The 20,762-nt window shown below is 57.9% G+C and carries 20 protein-coding genes and 1 tRNA gene; 10 read left to right on the top strand and 11 right to left on the bottom strand.

Features of this window, described 5'->3' with window-relative positions:
• Nucleotides 1-7 precede the first annotated feature (7 nt).
• The gene (locus FOY56_RS14645; RefSeq protein WP_146346606.1) at nt 8-979 is read left to right on the top strand and encodes an SO2930 family diheme c-type cytochrome; all 972 of its coding nucleotides are present in this window, start codon (nt 8-10) and stop codon (nt 977-979) included.
• Here the strand turns inward: FOY56_RS14645 and FOY56_RS14640 are convergent.
• Entirely contained in the window at nt 976-1,623 is a 648-nt protein-coding gene (locus FOY56_RS14640; protein WP_146346605.1) for a GntR family transcriptional regulator, read from the bottom strand. The genes FOY56_RS14645 and FOY56_RS14640 overlap by 4 nt on opposite strands.
• Before the next feature lie 58 nt (nt 1,624-1,681).
• Entirely contained in the window at nt 1,682-2,365 is a 684-nt protein-coding gene (locus FOY56_RS14635) for a M48 family metallopeptidase (RefSeq protein ID WP_146346604.1), read from the bottom strand.
• A gap of 101 nt (nt 2,366-2,466) precedes the next feature.
• Here FOY56_RS14635 and FOY56_RS14630 point away from each other — a divergent pair, with 101 nt between their 5' ends.
• The 7 genes from FOY56_RS14630 (at nt 2,467) to FOY56_RS14605 (ending at nt 8,229) form a co-directional block, all read left to right on the top strand.
• A complete protein-coding gene (locus FOY56_RS14630; protein ID WP_146346603.1) occupies nt 2,467-2,796 on the top strand; it encodes a TIGR02300 family protein in 330 nt (109 codons plus the stop codon).
• Between the two features lie 136 nt (nt 2,797-2,932).
• Nucleotides 2,933-3,008 (top strand) — tRNA-Ala (locus FOY56_RS14625).
• Nucleotides 3,009-3,424: 416 nt separating this feature from the next.
• Entirely contained in the window at nt 3,425-3,838 is a 414-nt protein-coding gene (locus tag FOY56_RS14620; RefSeq protein WP_146346602.1) for an SxtJ family membrane protein, read from the top strand.
• 45 nt (nt 3,839-3,883) lie between these two features.
• Complete coding sequence (locus tag FOY56_RS23590) at nt 3,884-4,033, top strand: DUF5989 family protein (protein ID WP_186766339.1); 150 nt, start codon at nt 3,884-3,886, stop codon at nt 4,031-4,033.
• Between the two features lies 1 nt (nt 4,034).
• Nucleotides 4,035-5,879, top strand: a complete 1,845-nt coding sequence (locus tag FOY56_RS14615) for a carbamoyltransferase family protein (protein WP_146346601.1) — start codon at nt 4,035-4,037, stop codon at nt 5,877-5,879.
• Nucleotides 5,866-7,125 (top strand): alginate O-acetyltransferase AlgX-related protein, encoded by a 1,260-nt coding sequence (locus FOY56_RS14610; protein WP_146346600.1) that lies wholly within the window; start codon nt 5,866-5,868, stop codon nt 7,123-7,125. Before FOY56_RS14615 ends, FOY56_RS14610 begins: the two co-directional genes overlap by 14 nt.
• A 3-nt stretch (nt 7,126-7,128) precedes the next feature.
• Complete coding sequence (locus tag FOY56_RS14605) at nt 7,129-8,229, top strand: SGNH/GDSL hydrolase family protein (protein ID WP_146346599.1); 1,101 nt, start codon at nt 7,129-7,131, stop codon at nt 8,227-8,229.
• 16 nt (nt 8,230-8,245) lie between these two features.
• Here FOY56_RS14605 and FOY56_RS14600 read toward each other — a convergent pair whose 3' ends face one another.
• The 4 genes from FOY56_RS14600 to FOY56_RS14585 all read right to left on the bottom strand — a co-directional run bounded on the left by FOY56_RS14600 (nt 8,246) and on the right by FOY56_RS14585 (nt 12,211).
• Nucleotides 8,246-8,515: an amphi-Trp domain-containing protein gene (locus FOY56_RS14600; protein WP_146346598.1), complete on the bottom strand. Its 270-nt coding sequence runs from the start codon at nt 8,513-8,515 to the stop codon at nt 8,246-8,248.
• Between the two features lie 105 nt (nt 8,516-8,620).
• The gene (locus FOY56_RS14595) at nt 8,621-9,706 is read right to left on the bottom strand and encodes an HprK-related kinase B (protein ID WP_186766338.1); all 1,086 of its coding nucleotides are present in this window, start codon (nt 9,704-9,706) and stop codon (nt 8,621-8,623) included.
• On the bottom strand, nt 9,703-10,587 hold the full coding sequence (locus FOY56_RS14590) for a GAK system ATP-grasp enzyme (protein ID WP_146346596.1): 885 nt from the start codon (nt 10,585-10,587) through the stop codon (nt 9,703-9,705). Before FOY56_RS14590 ends, FOY56_RS14595 begins: the two co-directional genes overlap by 4 nt.
• Nucleotides 10,580-12,211 carry a phosphotransferase gene (locus FOY56_RS14585; protein ID WP_146346595.1) on the bottom strand — a complete coding sequence of 544 codons (1,632 nt, stop codon included), beginning with the start codon at nt 12,209-12,211 and terminating at the stop codon, nt 10,580-10,582. Before FOY56_RS14585 ends, FOY56_RS14590 begins: the two co-directional genes overlap by 8 nt.
• A gap of 225 nt (nt 12,212-12,436) precedes the next feature.
• Here FOY56_RS14585 and FOY56_RS14580 point away from each other — a divergent pair, with 225 nt between their 5' ends.
• Together FOY56_RS14580 and FOY56_RS14575 are read left to right on the top strand one after the other, a co-directional pair.
• Complete coding sequence (locus FOY56_RS14580) at nt 12,437-13,624, top strand: GAK system CofD-like protein (protein ID WP_146346594.1); 1,188 nt, start codon at nt 12,437-12,439, stop codon at nt 13,622-13,624.
• Nucleotides 13,625-13,657: 33 nt separating this feature from the next.
• Complete coding sequence (locus tag FOY56_RS14575; protein ID WP_146346593.1) at nt 13,658-14,518, top strand: NUDIX hydrolase; 861 nt, start codon at nt 13,658-13,660, stop codon at nt 14,516-14,518.
• A gap of 12 nt (nt 14,519-14,530) precedes the next feature.
• Here FOY56_RS14575 and FOY56_RS14570 read toward each other — a convergent pair whose 3' ends face one another.
• From FOY56_RS14570 to FOY56_RS23585, 5 genes are all read right to left on the bottom strand, one after another.
• Nucleotides 14,531-16,165 (bottom strand): L,D-transpeptidase family protein, encoded by a 1,635-nt coding sequence (locus FOY56_RS14570; protein ID WP_146346592.1) that lies wholly within the window; start codon nt 16,163-16,165, stop codon nt 14,531-14,533.
• Between the two features lie 82 nt (nt 16,166-16,247).
• Entirely contained in the window at nt 16,248-17,084 is an 837-nt protein-coding gene (locus FOY56_RS14565; RefSeq protein ID WP_146346591.1) for a class I SAM-dependent methyltransferase, read from the bottom strand.
• A gap of 13 nt (nt 17,085-17,097) precedes the next feature.
• The gene (locus FOY56_RS14560; RefSeq protein WP_146346590.1) at nt 17,098-18,414 is read right to left on the bottom strand and encodes an aromatic ring-hydroxylating dioxygenase subunit alpha; all 1,317 of its coding nucleotides are present in this window, start codon (nt 18,412-18,414) and stop codon (nt 17,098-17,100) included.
• Entirely contained in the window at nt 18,411-20,321 is a 1,911-nt protein-coding gene (locus FOY56_RS14555) for an SGNH/GDSL hydrolase family protein (RefSeq protein WP_146346589.1), read from the bottom strand. The genes FOY56_RS14560 and FOY56_RS14555 overlap by 4 nt, the downstream gene beginning before the upstream one ends.
• 37 nt (nt 20,322-20,358) lie before the next feature.
• Nucleotides 20,359-20,523 (bottom strand): hypothetical protein, encoded by a 165-nt coding sequence (locus tag FOY56_RS23585; protein ID WP_186766337.1) that lies wholly within the window; start codon nt 20,521-20,523, stop codon nt 20,359-20,361.
• Nucleotides 20,524-20,762 lie beyond the last annotated feature (239 nt).

Raw genomic sequence — 20,762 nt, 5'->3', positions numbered from 1 at the left:
TTGTCGCATGAGGTTCCAAACCCTTCTGGCTGCTTGTCTGGCCCTTTTGGCAACAGGGGCGTCAGCCGATGTGAATGACGCAGCGATCCTTGCCCCCAAGCCGCCGCGCCTGTTGTCTGAATTTGGTTTTTTTGAGGATATGGCGACGATGTCAGCCACCGCGGCGCTGGCACCATACGACATTACATCTCCGCTTTTCACAGATCACGCAGACAAATCCCGCTGGATCTATGCCCCCGGCCCGGCCCACTATCAGACCGATAGCGTGCTGGATTTTCCGGTGGGGTCGGCTTTAATCAAGACGTTCCACTATGGCGCGCAAAAGGTCGAAACCCGGGTTCTGTTACACCAGGAAGACGGCTGGACCGCCTATCCTTACGTCTGGAATGACGAGGGCACCGAGGCAAAGCTAAAGATCGCGGGCAAGGATCTGGTGATTGCGACCCAGTTTGGTACGATCAATTACCGAGTCCCGAACTTTAATCAGTGCAAAGCATGCCATGTCGACGGCGCAAAAGACTTCCGCCCGATCGGCCCAAAAGTTCGCAACCTGAACATGGGTGATCAACTTGCGCGGCTGGTTCAGCATGGCGTTCTGGATCGCACAGAACCCGATGCACCGGTTACACCGGATTATCGGGATGCCTCGCTTGCGTTGGACACGCGCGCCCGGGCTTATCTGGATGCAAATTGCGGGCACTGCCACGCGCCGGGTCTGCCTGCAGATACGTCCGGTTTGTATCTGAATTGGGAAGAAGATCGCGCGGTTCATCTGGGCATAGATAAACCGCCGGTTGCCGCAGGCCGTGGATCGGGCGGGTTACATGTCGACATCGCGCCTGGTGATCCTGACGGGTCAATCCTGCTGTATCGGATGATATCCGAGGACCCGGGCGTGATGATGCCGGAAATCGGGCGCTCGGTCATCGATACGGACGGCGTGGATCTGATCCGGGCATGGATCAGGTCACTCGATTAGCGGATCAGCAGCTTCAGCCCCTGCGTCACGTCCGAACGCACCGCCAGACGCAACCCCGGCTCGTCCCCCGCTTTCAATGCCGCAATGATCAGCTTGTGATAATGCGGCGGCTCGGTCCGCCGTAACTTGCCGTACAAAGCCCGCATCGTTGGCCCCAGCTGCAACCAGACGGTTTCGGCAATCGCCAGAATGGCCGGCGCCTGTGCGCGCAAGTAAAGCGTGCGGTGAAATTCAAGGTTCGAGCGGATATACCCAACCGCGTCGCGTTTCACGACCGCTTCGGCCACCGTACCGTTGATAGTCTGAAGCCGCTCGATCAGCGCCATATGCGCCCGCGGCAAGGCCCGGCTGGCCAGTTCGACCTCAAGCAGTGCGCGCAAAGCGGCGAGTTCTTCGATCCGGTCATGTGTCAATTCGGGGGTCGAGACCCGACCTGATGATGACAGGAACAATGCGCCCTCGGCCACCAATCGCCTCACGGCCTCACGCGCGGGGGTCATGGAAACACCAAACTCTTTGCCGATCCCGCGCAGGGTCAAGGCCTGCCCGGGGGCCACTTCGCCGTGCATTATGCGGGTTCTCAGGGTCCGATAGACCCGGTCATGGGCGGCTGGAACCGCTTCAGTTGTACGAGATTGCATCATTTGCGTATGTGATCACAAATTGCGATCAGGTCAATTGCTGCAACTGTCGCGCCCATTATCAGCTGAACTTGAACCGGTGCAGCATGGCTCCGTTGTCGCGCAGCCAGCGCCGTTGAGAATCATACGGTCCATGAATACGCTCAACCTGACCCCAGAACGCTGGCGAGTGGTTCATTTCGGCCAGATGCGCGACCTCATGCGCGGCGACGTAAGCCAGCACCTCGGGCGGGGCCAGCACCAGACGCCAGGAAAACATCAATGCGCCCTCGGACGAACACGATCCCCAGCGTGACCGGGTATCGCGAAGCGTGATGCGTTGATACGGACGCCCCAATCGCTCGGCATACCCATCGCAAGCTGAGGCCAACCGATCCCGCGCAAGCTCGCGCAGCCAGGATTGTAACCGCGCGGGCGCGGACGATCCCGGCACCGCAACTTTCTCCGGTGACAGGACCACACGCCGCCCATCCGCCTCGACGATTCGCCGCACCTGCCCTTCGACGGGAATATCCGCCCCGATTGTCGGCACAAGCGTGTCGGGCTGCGCCTCAAGATGGCTGCGAATCCAGCTTTCCTTGGTCCGGGCAAAATCCAGCGCTTCCTGTTCGGGCACCTTATTGGGCAGGGTCAGCGTAACCCGTCCGTCCAGTTGAGAAATCCGCAGGCTGATCCGTCTTGCACGCCCGGACCGGCGCAAAGTCAGGGACACAGGAGGTGTGCCAGGAAGAATGTGGTTACCCAAGTGAGCGGTCCTATATGCGCAAAGGCTTTGACAGTCCTTACTGCATATGTCAGGTGACCGGAATCGTCGATAAGACTCACCAGATATCAAGGGGATTTCACATGCCCAAAGAAGAATGGGGTACAAAACGCCTTTGCCCAACGACCGGCAAACGCTTTTATGACCTGAACAAGAACCCGATCGTCAGCCCCTACACCAACGAGGTGGTGGAACTAGACGTCGGTAAAAGCCGCATGATCGCCGCAGATGCAGAAGATGCGGCATCGGCCAAGGCGAAACAGGCCGAGGCCGAGGAAGAGACCGTTCTCGAGGACGATGACGATTCGCTGGACGTTGATCTGGGCGATGACGTTCTGGACGATGACGACGACGAAGACAGCGTTCCGCTGGAAGAAATCGCCGACGTTCCTGCAGACGACGACGATTCCTGATCCCATCGGGCCGGGCAATCCAAGGTTGCCCGGACCAAACAGTTTCCACCCAAATCGCAACGACTTTTTTTGCGTTTTTTGGCTTGCACTCACCCGCGCCGTTACTTAAACGACGCGGGTACCGCAAACGGCGGACGGGGCCTTAGCTCAGCTGGGAGAGCGCTTGCATGGCATGCAAGAGGTCAGGGGTTCGATCCCCCTAGGCTCCACCAAACTCCCCTTTTCATTCCTTTATCGTCGCACTGTGGCCTCGCCGAAATTCACGCGTGATCAGGCATCCGAAGGGCCATTTCCAACCTTGGACTGACGCGGATATCAATTGCGATGGTGGTCGGTTCGCCCTTAACGCTCGGCGAAAATGGGGCGCCATTCAACCCAAGCTGGCAGAATCGGCGAACCGCAGGCCTATGCGGCACACCCAAAGACCGGTCGGACGTATTTCGGGCCACTGTCCTCTGACATCTGCCCTAAAGTAAAGCACTGCGGTGTTTGTATCCCCCGGATCGACAATCCCACTCTAAAACTTGATCGCATCCATAAACTTCGACAGTTTCCTTACCAAGCGGCTAAGGCTATGCCCGGGGTATCAGGTCGCCAGACCTGCCAAGTTAGGAAAGTGGACCGACACATGTCTGAACTTAAAGGCAACACCGAAGTACGCATGGGATCGGACAAGTCGTTTGGCTATGTATTTGCAGCGGTCTTTGCCATCATCGCGCTGTTTCCGCTGTGGGGCGGTGGGTCACCCAGATGGTGGGCCTTGGCGATTGCTGCTGTGTTCGCGGTCTTGGCGGTCGTCAAACCTGACCTTCTGAACCCGCTGAACCGCCTGTGGTTCAAGTTCGGAATGCTGCTCAGCCTTATTGTCTCGCCGATTGTAATGGGCATCCTGTTCTTTGTGACGGTCACACCCATCGGTCTGATCTTTCAGGCCGTCAAAAAAGACCCGTTGAACCAAAAGTTCGATCCGGACGTGGACAGCTATTGGATCGACATCACAAAACAAGACACGGCTGAGACGTCGATGCGTAACCAGTTCTAAAGCACTGCGTGTGCGAAACAGTATTTGTCCGGGAGAGGATTTGTAATGTCATTCATTGGCGAACTCTGGAGCTTTATGCGGGCCCGAAAGAAATTCTGGCTGGCGCCAATCCTGATCATGATGGTGCTGCTGGGCGGGCTGATTGTCCTGACGCAGGGCTCTGCCGTCGCTCCGTTCATCTATACCTTGTTCTGATATGGTTGCGATCCTTGGTATCTCGGCATTCTATCATGACAGCGCTGCCGCGCTGTTGGTGGACGGCCAGATCGTGGCAGCCGCTCAGGAAGAACGGTTCACGCGCAAGAAACACGATCCCCGGTTCCCGATCGAGGCGATCCGATATGTTCTGGACGAAGCTGGTCTGACGGTCGAGCAACTCGACAACGTGGTGTTTTACGACAAGCCATTCCTGAAATTCGAGCGGCTTCTGGAAACCTATGTGTCCAACGCCCCACGAGGTTTCAATTCGTTCCGCATCGCGATGCCGGTCTGGATCCGGGAAAAATTGTTCCAGAAGGACCTGATCCAGAAAGAACTGCGCGAACTTGCGCCAAAAGTGAAGCTGGCCGACAAGATGATGTTCGCCGAACATCACTTCAGCCACGCCGCCAGCGCGTTTTACCCCTCGCCCTTTGACGAGGCGGTCGTACTGACGCTGGACGGGGTTGGCGAATGGGCCACCTCGACTGTGGCCATCGGTCGGGGCAAGGATCTGGAGATCGTCAAAGAGCTGCATTTCCCACATTCGCTGGGCCTGCTCTATTCCGCCTTCACCTATTACACCGGGTTTCGCGTCAACAGCGGCGAATATAAGGTGATGGGCCTTGCCCCCTATGGCACCCCCCGGTTCAAGGATCTGATCATTGACAAGCTGATGGATCTGAAACCGGATGGCACATTCCGACTGGACCAGAGCTATTTCAATTACGCCACCGGCCTCACGATGACGAACGACAAGTTCGCAGACCTGTTTGGCCGCCCCGTGCGCGAACCTGATACCGATCAGCTGGATGATTTCCACATGGACATCGCCGCCTCGGTTCAGGCGGTTACGGAAGAGGTCGTTCTGCGCATGACCCGCAGTCTGGCCGCCGAATACGACATCCCGAACCTGTGTCTGGCGGGTGGCGTCGCGCTGAACTGTGTCGCCAACGGCAAGGTGCTGCGCGATGGCGCGTTCAAGAACATCTGGATTCAACCCGCTGCCGGGGATGCTGGCGGCGCGCTTGGGTGCGCTTATGCGGCCTATCACACCGAACTGGGCCATGACCGACATCGCGACACCACAAAGCGCGACGCGATGCAGGGCAGCTATCTTGGCCCCGATTATGATCAGGCGAATATCGAATCCCGCCTGACCGCCTGTGGTGCGGTCTTTGAAAGCCGCCCGATGGACCAAGTTGTGACCGAAACCGCGGATGCCCTTGCAGATGGCAAAGCCGTCGGCTGGTTCAACGGGCGCATGGAGTTTGGGCCGCGCGCCCTTGGCGGACGTTCGATCCTGGGTGATCCGCGATCTGAAAGCATGCAGAAACTCCTGAACCTCAAGGTCAAGTTCCGCGAAAGCTTTCGCCCCTTTGCCCCGTCGGTTCTGCGCGAAGACATGGCTGAATGGTTCGATCTGGACCACGACAGCCCCTATATGCTGCTGGTCGATACGGTACGAGAAGACCGCCGCCGCGAAATGACCGACGAAGAAAACGCATTGTTCGGTATCGAAAAGCTGAATGTCGTGCGCTCTGAAATCCCGGCTGTCACGCATATCGACTATTCCGCGCGGATCCAGACCGTTCATGCTGACACCAACCCGCGCTATCATCAGCTGATCTCGGCGTTCAAAGATCGCACCGGCTGCCCCCTCGTGGTGAATACGTCGTTCAATGTCCGGGGCGAACCGATCGTCTGCACCCCGGAAGACGCGTTCCGCTGCTTCATGGGCACGGATATCGAATGGCTGGTCGTTGGCAACTGTATCCTGCGCAAGGAAAATCAGGACAGCGCGCTGGCCGAGGACTACAAGAACAAATATGAGCTGGACTGACCCAAAGCACCGACGCATGGTCTGCGTCGGACTGGCCGCCGCGTCGGCCCTGTTGGGTGTAGCGGTTTTGATGACAACGGCTTCACCGTCCAAAGTCGAAGGTGCCCTGTTCGGGTTGTGGCGGCTGCGTCATGTGTTGGTAGCACTGGTCCTGATCCTAGCCGCCCTAAGCTTCGCGCGTCTGGCACGCAGCCGAACGGCCTTGCTGTCACTTTGGGCGGCGATCCTGCCTGTCACCTTTTTCTGTATCGCATTGGAGCTTTTGGGGCGGTTTGGAGTGGTCGACTGGACGACCTTGCTAATGCCGCCAAAAGCGCCGGGTGAGAGTATCGGATGGTCGCTTCAACCCAATGTCGACGTTAAGGGCGAAACCGGTCAGGATATTGCAGCCCGACTGAAACTCCCCCACGATCCCATTCCCTTTGCATTCAGCACGGATGACCACGGGTTTCGAAACGGTCAGGAGGCCCAGGGCGAGGTCATCATCTTGGGCGACTCGATTGTTCTGGGCGCTGCTGTCCCGTTCGAACAGACCGTTGCCGAAGTTATTGAAGATGACCTGGGCATCCCGGTCATGCAGGCGGCCTTGCTTGGGCTGTCGATCCAGGCCGAACACGACATGATCGCCCAGGCTGACCTGCCCCTTGAGGGCAAAACGGTGGTTCAGCTTCTGTTCGAGGGCAATGACCTGCTCGACTCAAAAACCTATCGGCGGCAGGCAACGCAGCAACCGTCAGCAACCGACACTACAGGTGTTTCGATTGCAAATCTGATGTGGTCGAAATTGGTTGATCTAAGCAATCCACCCGCGAAATATCACACCTGCCAGATCGGCGATCAAACCTATGCGTTTCTGTGGACACGGCAGTCCTTTGACGGTGTTGAGGGCGAATTTGATGAGATCACGCAGGCAATTGAAGATTTCAGGGCGATGCTGAACGACAAAGGCGCGGATTACCGGCTTGTTTTTGTTCCCTCAAAATACCGCGTTCTGGAAAGCCTGTGTGTGTTCCCACCCGACAGCGCGATCTCAAACCGCAATGATAATCTGTCTGATCTTCCCGACAGACTGCCCCAATGGGCCGCGACCCATGATGTCAGCTTCCTGGACCTGACCGACCCCTTGAAATCGCAGGCTGAGTCCGGGGAAATCCCCTGGTTCTGGGGGGATACGCATTGGAATGCCTCGGGACATGAAATCGCAGGTCAGAAGATTGCAAATTGGCTCAAGGGCCTGGGAAACTGACGCATGTTAAAAACGATCTTGATCAATTTGCTAGTTCTTCTGGGTGTCGTCGTGATCCTGGAGCTTGCCTTTGGCACCTGGTTTTCCGATGTGCATGCGCTGCATCAGTTCACCAAGCCACGTGATCTGCGGATCGAGCGGGACAACCCAATTTCCGATACCCCGGCGACAATCGTCTATAGCCGCGATGAAAACGGGTTTCGGGGTCTTGAGACCGACGTCGGAAACATCGACATCATAACGGTTGGCGGCAGCACCACAGACCAGCGGTTTCTGGATGACAGCCAGACGTATCAGGCGTCACTGAACGCCCTGTTTGCCCAAGACGGAACTCAGGTTTCAATAGCGAATGCCGGGATCGACGGGCAGACGACCTTCGGCCATATCGAAAACTTTGGATCATGGTTCAACCTGATCGACGGCCTGAAAACCCGGTACATCCTGTTTTATGTCGGGATCAACGATGCCCTGATCCTGGCCGAAAACAAGACGTTCGATGTGTTGGAAGCTCAAAGCGAACGTCTGAAACTTCAACTGTTCATCCGCGAAAAATCCGCGTTGTATCAACTGTATCTGATCACCAAGCAGGCCTATCTGACCCCAGAGATCGCGCATTCGTTTGAACGGGTGAACCTTGCGATCAACCCGCCGTTCTCCGACACCGCCAAACTTGCCCCCGAGGTCTTGAGCAATGCGGAAACCCGCAATGCTCTGGCCGAGTTGACAGCGCGGATCGAAGACCTGGCCGAACTCACGCGCGCAATTGGGGCCGAACCCATCTTTGTCACCCAACGCAGCACCGCCTGGACCCGTCAGGACGGCAAGGTTTTGGGCGTCACCAACATCGAACCGGGGTTTCAGAGCACGCTGGTCAACCGGTACGGGCCGTTGAACGGCATCGACATTTATGACATCGAACGCGGGGTGGCCGATGCTATTCTTGCCGGATGCAAAGCCTCGGACGCCATTTGTTTCGACCTGATGGCCGAACTGGAGTTCGATCTGGAAACTGATTTCTACGACGAACTGCACACGACTGCAGCAGGATCAGAAAAGATCGCCGGGTACATGCATGACAAGCTGAAAGAATTGGACGGGTTCTAGACCGCGACCACAAGTTTTAACGGATCTTCAACGCGCCTTTTTCGATCGGGGCATCAGAGGCTTCCGTCCAGGTCATCCGCAGATCCAGTCGGCTTGCACCGTCTGTTCGATCGGCTTTGATCCGCAACGTGATCAGGTCATTCGGGCGCAGCACAAATTCACCTTTGTCATCGCTCAGCGCCAGTTCCCCCTTACCGATCCCCTTGGTGATCGCGTCGAGCAAGGCTTTGATCGACTTCTGGTTCTGCAGGGATTCATGGCGAAAACTACCGTCACCGTTCTGCATTCCGAACCTCCCATGGGTGTGTATATGGCTTGAAATGATTGACCCTCAGGGTATCCGAACTCAACCCCACAACGCCACCAGACGAAAAGAACCGCACCTGATCAATCAAGCAAAGACCCCCTGCCCAGCGCGATAGATGGCGTCAAAATCGATGCCACCAACAACTTCGCGCACACGGACATCGCCCAACTGGGCCAGATACGCGTTGGCGTCCAACGGCTCCTGACCTTTCGGAAAAACGCCGTTTGGTGGCTGATAAAACGGCCCGGCGCTTTTCATGATGGCCCCAAGCAGATCGGGGCGCTGTGTCAGATCGGCGTCCAGCAGGCGGGTCGGCTCATGGCTGTTGCGGGTCCAGTTCAGCACCCAGAACTCGGTCAGCGGCATGGTGTAGTGTACGCGACCCTCGCCATAGACTTCACCAATGAAGAGATCGTGTTTCTCTTCCAGCTCCCACAGTGCGTCCTTTTGCATGCTCGCAAGCGCCTGCCGACGGTCATCTGACAGCATCGGCACCAGACGTGGGTTGTTCAGGATTGTCCCCGGATTGATCCGAGGCTGTTTCGGGATGCCCAAAGCCTTGGCCCCATCCGCAGTTCTGCGCACCATCAGGCGATCATTGGTCACAAACCGCGTGCCATTCAAATCCATCAGCCGAAGAACCGAGGTCGATTTGCCACCGCCCGACAACCCCGCAATGGCCAGCCCCCGGTCACCTTTTGTCAGCGCAGCAGCGTGGCAAATCTCCCATCCAGCGCGTTTGCACGTGTTCAGGATCTGGGTGTTAACGAAGTTCACAACTTGACTTGGGTTTTCCATGCAAGGACCAAACGCAAGCTGAGCTTCGGGGGATTGCAGGAAAGTCATGCCAGTGCGCACCTTGCGGATCAGGCGCCCGTTTTCAAGGTCGTGATACGCATCCTTGCGATTGGTCTTTCCCTGCTCGCGCACCCATTCGACCCAGTCTGGGTCCTCCGCCAGGGTCTGTCCCTGCAGGATTTCGACCGTCGCATCGACGGGGTCATCGGTCGGGCTGTCGTCGGCAAGCGCTTCGGCGAAATAGTGTCTCAACATCGCGGCCATAGGTTCATCACAGCGGATCAGGACGCGGATCTGCACCGTCGTAACCGTCAGTGTCTGGGTCGCCACGGTCCGGTCAAGTCCGGCCACTACATCTGAAACTTTCTTCATGTCACTACCCGCCTTATCACGTGGTCTACCAACAGGCTGGCGGCATCCACGCCGCATGCTTCTTTTGCACCCCGGAACCCGCCAAATGCCGACACTTCGAACACGATCGGCCCGGTCTGTGTCAAAGCCACGTCCACGGTCGTGAAATCCAGCCCGAAAGGGGCCTGCGCCTTGCGGGCCAGATTGATCAGGTCAGGCTCGGGTGCATAAGCCGCATATTTGCCGCCACTGTGGATCGTCGTGTTCCAACTGCCCGACTGGCCGACCCGGGCATAGGTACACTGATACTCACCACCCAGAAACACCATGCCAAGGTCCTGCCCTGACAGTTCCAGTTTCTGCTGGATATACATGACCGGGTTCTGAGCCGCGAAAGCGGATATCTGTGCACTGGCGTCAGGCGCTGCTGCGTCGATCACACACATGCCCCGCGCCTTGGACGAATACAGCGGCTTGAACACCGCGACACCGAACCGCTCTAACGCGCTATGGGCCGCTTCGGCATTTTCAGTCACCACAGTCGGAGGCATGGGTATTTCAGCCGCGCGCAAGGATACCGTGCAAGCCAGACGGTCGATCAGACGCAGCACGTTCTGGGGCCGGGAAAACACCCTGACGCCGCGCGCTTCGGCCATGCGAAGCATCTCAAGCCGATCCAGCACATGTGGGCTATAGATTTCGCTGATCTTCTTGATGATCAGCCCATCAAGGTCCCCCAGATCAGTGCCCTGATACCACAACGCACCGCTGTCCAGATTCCAGGCAACTTGCCCCATGTCGACGACCAGACGAAAGCCGGTGCGCGCTTCGACTGCATCGGCCAACGCTTCTGTCGACCATTTTCCAGGGATGCCGATGACCCCGATCCTGAGTTCAGTCAAAGAACAGCTCCCTGATGGGTAATTTGAACCGGGTTTCGCGCCCTTCGGGACAGGTCAGTGCTTGCTCTGAAAGAAACCGCGCCCGCACGTACATCCGCCGGGCATGCGATTTGTCAAACACGAACCGTGTCGAAGACGCAAAGCTGCGCGCCAGCCCAAGTGCCATACGATATTCGAAGGTTGAGTCCTTTTGCGTGCGGGCGAATTTAGCGGCGACCGCATGCGTGTCACAGGCAACTTTAGCAAGCCGTCTGCGCAACGGCACATCCTGTATCTGCAGCCGGTAATTCGACACCATGAACACCGAAACGTCCTGCACATAATCCATGTATCGCGACCTGTGCAGATCGATGAAATGGATCCGGTTTTCTGCCGGGTCATAGATCACATTGTCCAGATTGAAATCACCATGAATGTGAACCGAAAACGGAGCCGACAGCTTGGTTTCGCGTGCCGCACAAGCTGTCACGAGATCATCAAACCCATCAAGACGCACGCTCCCGATACGCGACGGGGCCGAGCGAAACTCGGGGTGGACGCGATAGACTTCGGGCAGGCGGCGCCCTAATTGCTGCATCGAGTTCATCTCGGCAGGTTCGTCCATCCGAGTGCTGCGCCAGACGTCCCGCAAGGTCTTGGACAGTTGTTTTTGCGCATCCGCCAGCACATCGTCGCTTTCGTTCAGAACCAATTGCTCAAACGTGTGGCCCGGCAAATGTTCGATCAGCAGAGCAGCAGACTGGCCGCTTTTTTCATACGACAGGATCTTAGGCGCCAGCCCCGGATAGATCGAATGCCAGCTTTTCACCCCGGCCCGCTCATCCTTGACCTTACTCAGTTCTCCGTCCTTGAACACAGCGTTAACCGTTTCGCCGGATGCGTCTTTCGAGCGGACCGACGAAATTGCACTGCCTGACCGGGTTTCGGCCAAAGGCTCGATATTCGGGGTGTTGTCTTTTTGGTCGGGCAACAGGCTTTTCATCGAGAAATACCGCTCAAACTGTACGGATTGACCAACATTTACCGACAAGATTGCTTCTGAAATCGCCTGCAAGGCATCGCCCATCCGCCGGATTTCATTGGCCACCAACAGGCTGTTGGCCAGATCGTCCGTCCGTTTGGATTCCCGCATCGCCGCCGTCAGTTCGCGAAATATCCGATCATAAAGATCATCAAGCTTGTCCCGGCTCTGCCCGATCCGCACTGCGGCCCTGCTATCGGCGCGCGCCAACGCGGGCTGGATCTGTTTCAGGCTAGCGCGCACCGTTTTGATGACCTTCGGATAGGCATCGGCACACAAGGACGCTGGATCGCCGACATCCTGAGCATGGGCCAAAGCGCGCCGGGCCTTGCGGCTGATCAGATCCAGATTTCGGGCGATCAGGTCGACGTTGCGCAACAGCAACTGGGTGGTGTGGCTGACCTTTCTGCGGGACAGGCCCTGAACGCTGGTGTTCTGAATGTTTGCGGAAAGGTTATAGGAATAGCCCGCCCGCAGGATCACCTTTTGCGCCATAGCCTCGCCCGGATCCTGGAAATACGCCTGGACAGCAGACAATTGCCCGTCAATCTCGGCGCACAGAAAATGCAGGTTTTCATCAATGGCGCGAGGCAGCTTACCCATGGACCTGCCCCATCACCACGCTCACACGGGGCTGACAAAGAGAAGTCAAACGCATGCCACGGTAATTTTCTGAGCCAGCACCAGTCGTACTCCGGATTTGAAAGGTCAGCCCGGACTTTTCGACCGGGTCACAGGTAAAAAATGTACCATTGGCGGGGTCACAAGGGTGTACAGGGACTTTGGTACAGGTCAGTGACAATGTCAGGACCTGCCGGAGACTACCATATGTCAGACCTGAAAATCTCGCGTGTCGTGGAAACGCCTGATGCGTTGCGTGTCGCCCGGGCAAAGGCAATGCCCACCCTTGGAGCGCGAATGCTGTTCTTTTCGGGTGGCAGCGCGCTGAACGGTGTGGCGCGGCGGTTGAAAACCTATTCCCACAATTCATCCCACCTGATCACGCCGTTCGACAGCGGCGGCAGCAGTCAGGTCTTGCGACTGGCCTTCGACATGCCCGCCGTCGGAGATTTGCGCAGCCGTCTTATGGCGCTTGCGGATGAAACCGTGCTGGGCCAACCGGACATTTTTCGCCTGTTTTCGTACAGATTGCCGCGCGAAGGCGGGTCTCGGACGCTGAACGATGAATACCGCGCGCTCTGCACAGGTACTCATCCCCTGATGCAAGCCATTCCGCAGCCGATGCGCAACCTGATCCTTGTCCAGTTGCAAGCCTTTGACGACAGGAAACCGGATGACTTCGATTTTCGCCACGCCAGCGTCGGCAATCTCATCCTGACGGGAGGGTATTTCGCCAATGGCCGCGCCCTGGAACCGGTGCTGTTTCTGATGTCCAAGATGGTCGGCGTACAGGGAACGGTACGGGCCATCGTCGACGACAACCTTCAGATCGGAGCCGACCTTGCGGATGGATCGCGTATCATCGGGCAGCGCGAGTTGTCCGGCAAAGAGGTGCCCCCGTTGGCGCAGCCGATCAAGCGCCTGTTCCTGGCCCGGGACAGTCAGGAAATCAGCGCCGACACCTGCCCCCTGCCCAAGCGCAACCGCCGCCTGATCGAGCAGGCCGATCTGATCTGTTATGCGCCCGGCAGCCTGTATACCAGTGTGATCGCGAACTTGCTGCCACTGTCGGTGGGCCAAACCATCGCGAAACGCGCCGTACCAAAACTGTATGTTCCAAGCTTGGGAACTGATCCGGAATGCCCCGGAATGACGCTGGCCGATCAGGTTGGGGCCATCCTTTCGGCATTACGGTCGGATGCCGGTTCAAAGTGCCCGTCAAGCGACCTGATGACACATGTTTTATGCGATAAAGGAGCCGTTGATAAATCGGACCGGCGCGACGTTGAACAAACCCATGGCGTGCAATGTGTGGCTACCGATCTCGGCTTTGCTGAAACGCCCACCCGCTATGATCCACAGAAATTGTGCGAAGCTTTAGTGTCGTTGACCTGACTAGCTTTGCCACCTGGCTCAGGACGCAATCAAATGGAACTTTTGCTGCTCTCGGCCGGTAAGGCGGACAAGACCTGGAACGCCCCGAAAGCCGACCGACCATTGCGCACCAAAGGGAAACGCCAGGCCCAGAAGACCGGCGCGTGGATGGCGTGCGCGGATCTGCGCCCTGACCGGTGCTTGGCCGAACCCGGGCACCGGGCCCGCGTCACGGCCGAGAAGGCTTTGAAAGCCGGGGGCTGGACGGCAAGTGGGATTGGAACATGGGACCGCTCGCCCGTCTTCCCGTCCATGTCCGAGCGAATTTTGCTGGTTGCGCGGCCCAAATCCGTGACCGCGCTGTTGCGGTCCTTTTCTTTGGACCTGAAGGTAAAACCCGGCACCCTGGTCCATCTCGTCTTGGACAAAGGTCAGGCAAACTTGGGTCAGATCATTGACCCGGACAGCCTGCCGGATCTGTTTCCCTACCCGGCACCAAACGGGTCAGATCGTCGTGAACGCCCAGCATACTATTACACCCAATCCGCAGCGGTCCCGTATCGGGGATCAGGACCAGACACGCAAATTCTGATCGTTGGGTCCAGCAGTGGCCGCCATTGTGTCGTGCCGAAGGGAATCGTTGAACCGGGGCTGTCGCCTGCCGCCTCTGCCGCGGTTGAAGCCCGAGAAGAGGCCGGCGTTTTGGGCCGCATCACACCTGCAGCTATCGGCGCATACACCTATCAGAAATGGGGCGCAGACTGCCACGTAACCGTCTATGCAATGGAGGTTACACACGTCATCCCGAACAGCGATTGGGAAGAGAACCACCGGGTCCGCCGCTGGGTCTCAAAACCCGAGGCCATGACGCTTCTGAACCAACCTCAAGTGCGTGCAATGGTCGCCGCGATCTGACCCGTTCAGGCCTTAACGGTTCAGCGCTTTCAGAACAGCTCCATCCCGCTGATACGGGTCCTCGCGAAAGTGAACCTCTGCACCTTCGACCCAAGCCGTCCAGTAGGTCAGCAAGACCGGCATCGGTTTGGGCAGGTCAACGCGGGTGGTTTTGGCGCTGTCCAGAATGGCCTGCATTCTGGCCTGGCTCCATTCGGGGTCGCCCTCCATCAACAGATTGGCAAACTCGAACGGATGCTCCAACCGGACGCAACCCGAACTGAGGTTACGTTCGTTCCGATCAAACAGACTGCGATCGTTGGTGTCGTGCAGGTACACCGCGAACTTGTTGGGAAACATGAACTTGACCGCGCCCAGCGCATTGTTGGGGCCCGGGCGCTGAACCAGCGTAACCCCGGGGTTGCTGGCGTTCCAGTTGACGGATGACGCCGAGACCACCTTTCGGTCGCTGGTACGCACGACGTAATAGTTGTTTCGCGCAAGATACCCGGGATCCTTGCGGATCTTCGCCAGCTTGTCCTTGCGGAATATCGAGTTGGGGACAGTCCAGGTCGGATTGAACTCCATGTATTGGATCTCATCGCGAAATACCGGGGTTTGGCGATACGCTGATCCGGTTACCGATCGCGTCGTCCAGACCGTGCCATCGGCTTTGACCAGAAAAGTGCGCGCGCCGGCGATGTTGACCAGCACGAATTCATCTTCGACTTCGCGCATCAGCCACCGCCCGCGTTCCAGGCTAAGCCGCAACTGGTCGATGCGGTCAGCTACCGGACGGTTTAACGATGCAAATGTTTTACCCCCGACAACCCCATCTGCCTGAAGACCATGGCGTGCCTGAAACAACCGCACATCTTCGGCCAGCAGATCGTCATACACCAGTATCGGGTCTTGACCCTCTGTGGCGACAGGGGCGACGCCGGTCTGGGTCAATCCCCCCTCGACTGCCAGTCTCTTACGCAATACGGCAACAGCAGGTGCGGACATGCCGGGTTTCAGGACCGTGTCGTCGGGCACCATCGGCCAGCCCCCGTCCAACGCGATGGCACGGTACCGCGCCAAAGCGTCGACAAGGTCAGCATACTGGCGGTTATCGATGTCGATCCGGCGCATCAGGGCACTGAACCCTTCGCCATCGAGGTAATCGTTCAGCACGTCCGCCGGGTCGTTCTGAATCACTGTCCGCGCGAAATTCCAATTGCTGTCCAATGCTGCGGGATCCACCTTGCCATACACGACATGGTGGATCAGCGTGATCGCCGCGTCGGTTGCAACCACATCAAAAGCCGCGATGTCCTGTGGCCTCCCCGATTGCGCCGCGTCATGCAGATCGAACAGCAAGGGCAGGTGAAAATCACCGGGGTGGAACCCCTGCGCGATGCCATGGTTCAACTCGCCAAACAAGTCTTCGACTCCAGGACGCCCAAACCAGACCGGAGCGTAATCCCGCTTCTCATACAGGCCCGGCAGCACCGCCTCAGCTTCCAGCGCCGCACCACCGACTTCCCCGGATCGCCCCCCCGCGAACGACGTTGTGACCGCGCGGATCTGATCTTCTACCGGTCCCGCTGTCAGAAGGGTGGGTGTGGCCGCCAAAGCGAGGACCACACCACATGCCAATACGAGTCTTGTCAGCTTGGGAAGCATAGCATCCGTCCTTTTCTGCCCATTGTCCGAGTCCGACCACTTAACCCAGGCATAGCTGGAAACAAGTCGATCCCGTGACCCTTCATCGCTGTGCCAAAACCGTAAAGAAGCCCGGAAAATAGCGGCCTTCAATGCGGTTCCGCTGGTTCGACAGGGCCTCAAACGTCTTCTCGGTTTCGATCATGTTCGCGCGATCCGATACGTCATCATAGCCATTGAGGTTCGTGGACAGCAACGCAAAGCCCGCGTCGTCAAGCCAGCCCATCACTTCTTCCAGGCTATGTTGGGTCTCTTGGGGATGCAGCACCTGATCGCGAAACCACGATTTAACGTGCGTTGCGTCCTGCGATTGGCTGTGCAGCGCGGCGTAGCGGTCAAACGCTGCCTCTTCGCCTTCGGTTGCAAGGATGTCGTGGAACATGCCAAGAAACGGACGCCGCCCGTACAGATGATAGAGACCCACAAAAAGGTATCCGCCGGGTTTCACAAAACTGGCCGCCTTGGCGAAAGCCCTTCGGCAATCATGGGTGTGATGAAGAACGCCGATACTGAGAACCAGGTCGAATGTCTGTTCGGTCTCGAACCGGAACAAATCGCTTTCGATGAACCGTGTCTGCGCTTCAAGCCCGAGATGGGCCGACACCTCTCGTGCACGGTCCAGCGCGGTGGCCGTGAAATCGACCGCCGTGACATTGGCCCCATAGTGAAGCGCCAGTGAATTCGATGCCCACCCCGCGCCACAGCCGATTTCCAGAACAGACGGAGTTTGCATGCCTTCCAACAGATCATCAAGGTCGCAATAGGCCTGTAACGGATTGCTGCGCACGCTGTTTGCCGCTTGTGACACATCGCTCCAATAGTTGAACGGCATCTCGCCATAAAACGTGCGGACGGTTTCGTTTCGGGCCGGGTCTGTCATCCTGCTCTCCTTTTCAGAACCGCTTGCGGAACCGTTTGAGCGCGGCAAGACCGCCCAGCCCCAACGCCGCGCCGATGACAGGGGCAACAGCGGCAGATCCCCCACCGGCCAGCACGCCCAGCCCGGCGCAGGCCGCGACCCAAACGCGCAACGCTATGCGGGCCTGCTCGATCCGGCGCACAACGCGGCTGCAGGTTGAACAGATTGCGGTGTGTTGACGCGACCGGCCCATAGGCGGCGGACGACCTGGCGCTGCGGCGTCTTTGCGCGTGGTAAAGCCGCGATAGAACGGTAACGCTGTGCCGAAGCGGTCCAGCCACTTGCGGTACTCGACGACCAGCCGATCAGACGTGGCCAATGGCAGCCACATCGATTTGAGCGGACCATCGAATTTCTCGGTCGCCTCGGCCTGCCCGACCACGACGCTCATGTCCTGTTCAAGGATCATGCACTGAACCTGATGCTCCATCCAGCGGGGCTTGATCCGTTCGCGCCAGCCGTTGAAGTTGCTGAACTTGCGATACAGCAACCGGCAGCGATCCTTGCCCAACGGCAGCGAATACAGCTCTAACCCCGCCACCAGATCGCTTTGACTGTATTCTGAGGCATAGCGGATCAGGTTCGGCGCGACGAATTCGACCAGCGCGCCCTGTAAGTCTGCGCTGTCCCGGTCGCGTTCCAACCCCAGTGACCGGAACCGGCTGCTGAAGCCTTTTTCCGTGACGTCTGACATCTCGAACTTCAGTGGTTTCGCAGCTTCGCGCATGCCGCCACCGCGCACGCCGTCATGGGCAATATGGATGTGGGCCACATCAATCACGTTTTCGATCAGATAGCTTTGATCATAGGGCAGATCCATCTGGAACGTGACCACATGCAAATCCGGATCGGCAATGTCTGCGTCACAGGGCAGCAAATCCGGGTCGGCCTTGTCAGGATCACCCGCCCAGATCCAGACGATGTCGCGCCGCTGGATAACCGGATAGGAGCGAACGCAGGATTTGATCGGCAGAGGCGTGCCTTCGACCCATTGGGGAATGTGGTGGCAGGTGCCTTCGCCGTCAAATTGCCAGCCATGGTACATGCACTCGATCCGACCGCCCCGGACATGTCCGTCCGACAAACGCGCGGCCCTGTGCGGACAGCGGTCTTCCAGGCAAACCGGCTGACCTGCCCCGTCGAAATAGAGCATCAGCGGCTCGTCATAGATCGTAAACCCAGTCGGTGTATCGCGTGGCAGATCCTGCAGGAAGGCGACCGGGTACCAACAATTCCGCCAATCAAACGGAGTATCCTGGGTTGCATTGGGGTTTGTTTCAGTCGACGTCATGCATGTTCCGCCGTGTCGGTTGCGTCGGCCTTGGTCCTAGCCACCTGTTGTTGACAGAAAGACCAGTCAGGGTCGCTTTCGATAAGGTGTGTCACATGCTTGCGCAGCCGTGCAGCCAAGCTGTGTTCCCCCGTGTCAGGAAGGCCGTTCGCGTATTGTTGCAGAACCGCGATTGCAAAGGCCCTGTGCGTGCGCGGCCCGGCATGGATCTGATCTGCAGCCTTGTCAGGCCGGATCCGGAACACCTGATCATCCAGTATGTGCGCCGGGTCTAACGCGGCATCAAACCCGGTCAAAAAAGCGCTGCGGCGGGTGGCCAGCGGCAGGTTTTCACTGGCCAGAACAAGGCCATATCCCTGCCGCGTGCAAAACTGTTGCAGCATCAGCATGTTCTTGATCTGGGCCACCTGCCCCATATCCTCGGTATAGAAACCGGCATAGGCAGCAAGCGGGATCGGCACCTCATCAATGTTCTGCGCGGTGACAGACGCGGCATCCATCGATTGAAAGCCAGACTCGCCCGAACAGTATTCGACACGTTGGGGTGGAGGCAATTTGCAGATCACCAGATCAACCGGGAAACCTGTCAGCTGGCGAAAGATTGTTCGGACACAGTAATCCGCCGACTGCCCTGTGGCCGACAAGTTGACGACGGTCACCTGATCGCGAGGTAACCCAAGCGCGACCGCGATTTCGGCTTTCAGAACATGGCCGAAAGTCTGCTCCAAAGCCATGCCGGTGCCGAACGCGTCGTCATCGCCGATCACGCATATGCGGAACTTGGCCTGGGGGTCCGGTTCTTCCCCCCGGTACCCTTTGCTGTTGAAGCGATAGGTCACATCGCCGAACGTGTCGGCGGCGTAAGAACAGGTTTCGGTTAAAGGGACATGCAGATCAGGCCGCACATCCGACTTTTGCACCCCCGCCAGTCCTTGTCCCATCGCCCCGGGCGCCGGCGCGCGACGTCTGACCGGACCACGGACATCCATCACGGCGTCCTGACAGAATGCCCAATCGGGGTCGGTCTGCTTGGTCTTCTCGACGTATTGCACCAACCTGCGCGCCCGTTCCGGATCGCGCTGACCAGACAATGCCTGCGCATACTTGTCCAAAACCGCAATCGCATAGCCCGCATGAGTGCGCGGACCGGCGTGCTTTCCATCCGCTGCTTTGTCAGGCCGTATGCTGAACAGTTGATTGTCCAGAAAGCCCGCATCATCCAGTGGCGCGCGGAAAGGAAACACATGTTTGGCGCGCGGCCCGGCGCGCAGCCTGTGTTGCAGGGCTTGCACATGGCCAATGCCGCGTTGCCGGCAGAACTCCTGTATCAACAGCAGGTTCTTGAGCAATCCGACGTCGCCCATTTGAGGTGTATAAAAATCGGCAAATGCCAGAAGCGGCTCGGGGGCGTCTTCCAATCGTGCAGGATCCAGCAGTCGAAGGTTCAAAGTCTTGGGTTCGCTGCCGTGGAAATACTCGACCCGATCCGGAACCGGCATGTTGCAAACAACCAGATCGGCGGGAAACCGGGTAAGCTGGCGATAAATCGTGCGCGTGCAATAGTCTGCCGACGTACCGCTTGCCGCAAAGTTCAGGCAGTTCACCCGAGCCGCTTCAAGATCCAGCGCCTGCGCGATGTGCAGCTTCAGCCTGTGGCCAAAGGACTGTTCGATCGCGACACCGTGGCCAGTGGCATGGCTTTCTCCGACGACACAAATACGAAAAGCTGCATCGGGGTCCAGGTCTTCGCCACGATACCCTTTGCTGTTGAACCGATAGCTGACCGGTTCTCCGAACCCGTGATCCATAACCGATTCAGCAAATGGCTTGTGAAATCCCGCGCGAATATCACAGGGAAGCAAAGCATCATCGTCTAGTTCGCCAAGGCCACCCTGTGTCCATGTCACGGGAACCGTCTCCTGCTCTCGTGCCACATGTCCGGGCTTACCACATCGGATAAATATCCGGGTCCTTGCCCTGCAACTTCTTCAACTTGCGCTTAAGACGCTCCATTCGTGAGGTCTGCGCAGGGCTTTCAGCCGGTTTTCGGTCTTCGCCAGAGGCTTCAGTTTCACTGATTTCGGGCTGTACCAATTCTTCGTCAGACATTCCGGCTCCGGTGGTTCTTCACGTTCCTGTGAAGCACGTTAGTCGGCTGGCTCCATTCAGACAACGGTTGAATCGCCACACCCGATTTGAGCGATCGGATACCTTAGATCCTTTTGATGTCATAACCAGATTCCAGGTCGCAAACACGTCCTCAGGTTGGATCAAACGAAAGGTCAGCACCTTTCAGGTCTAAGGCCTCGCTTCCATTCTAACCAGTAATTGCGGGTCAAAAAACCGGA

It is taken from the genome of Falsiphaeobacter marinintestinus (assembly GCF_007923355.1).
Classification (GTDB): domain Bacteria; phylum Pseudomonadota; class Alphaproteobacteria; order Rhodobacterales; family Rhodobacteraceae; genus Phaeobacter_A; species Phaeobacter_A marinintestinus.
This window is presented reverse-complemented; position numbering and strand designations above follow the sequence as displayed.

Bases quoted from the DNA above. Each gene is read 5' to 3' on its own strand.
- FOY56_RS14645 (WP_146346606.1), top strand. From the start codon at position 8: ATGAGGTTCCAAACCCTTCTGGCTGCTTGTCTGGCCCTTTTGGCAACA.
- FOY56_RS14640 (WP_146346605.1), bottom strand. From the start codon at position 1,623: ATGATGCAATCTCGTACAACTGAAGCGGTTCCAGCCGCCCATGACCGG.
- FOY56_RS14630 (WP_146346603.1), top strand. From the start codon at position 2,467: ATGCCCAAAGAAGAATGGGGTACAAAACGCCTTTGCCCAACGACCGGC.
- FOY56_RS14620 (WP_146346602.1), top strand. From the start codon at position 3,425: ATGTCTGAACTTAAAGGCAACACCGAAGTACGCATGGGATCGGACAAG.
- FOY56_RS23590 (WP_186766339.1), top strand. From the start codon at position 3,884: ATGTCATTCATTGGCGAACTCTGGAGCTTTATGCGGGCCCGAAAGAAA.
- FOY56_RS14615 (WP_146346601.1), top strand. From the start codon at position 4,035: ATGGTTGCGATCCTTGGTATCTCGGCATTCTATCATGACAGCGCTGCC.
- FOY56_RS14610 (WP_146346600.1), top strand. From the start codon at position 5,866: ATGAGCTGGACTGACCCAAAGCACCGACGCATGGTCTGCGTCGGACTG.
- FOY56_RS14605 (WP_146346599.1), top strand. From the start codon at position 7,129: ATGTTAAAAACGATCTTGATCAATTTGCTAGTTCTTCTGGGTGTCGTC.
- FOY56_RS14600 (WP_146346598.1), bottom strand. From the start codon at position 8,515: ATGCAGAACGGTGACGGTAGTTTTCGCCATGAATCCCTGCAGAACCAG.
- FOY56_RS14595 (WP_186766338.1), bottom strand. From the start codon at position 9,706: ATGAAGAAAGTTTCAGATGTAGTGGCCGGACTTGACCGGACCGTGGCG.
- FOY56_RS14585 (WP_146346595.1), bottom strand. From the start codon at position 12,211: ATGGGTAAGCTGCCTCGCGCCATTGATGAAAACCTGCATTTTCTGTGC.
- FOY56_RS14580 (WP_146346594.1), top strand. From the start codon at position 12,437: ATGTCAGACCTGAAAATCTCGCGTGTCGTGGAAACGCCTGATGCGTTG.
- FOY56_RS14575 (WP_146346593.1), top strand. From the start codon at position 13,658: ATGGAACTTTTGCTGCTCTCGGCCGGTAAGGCGGACAAGACCTGGAAC.
- FOY56_RS14570 (WP_146346592.1), bottom strand. From the start codon at position 16,165: ATGCTTCCCAAGCTGACAAGACTCGTATTGGCATGTGGTGTGGTCCTC.
- FOY56_RS14565 (WP_146346591.1), bottom strand. From the start codon at position 17,084: ATGACAGACCCGGCCCGAAACGAAACCGTCCGCACGTTTTATGGCGAG.
- FOY56_RS14560 (WP_146346590.1), bottom strand. From the start codon at position 18,414: ATGACGTCGACTGAAACAAACCCCAATGCAACCCAGGATACTCCGTTT.
- FOY56_RS23585 (WP_186766337.1), bottom strand. From the start codon at position 20,523: ATGTCTGACGAAGAATTGGTACAGCCCGAAATCAGTGAAACTGAAGCC.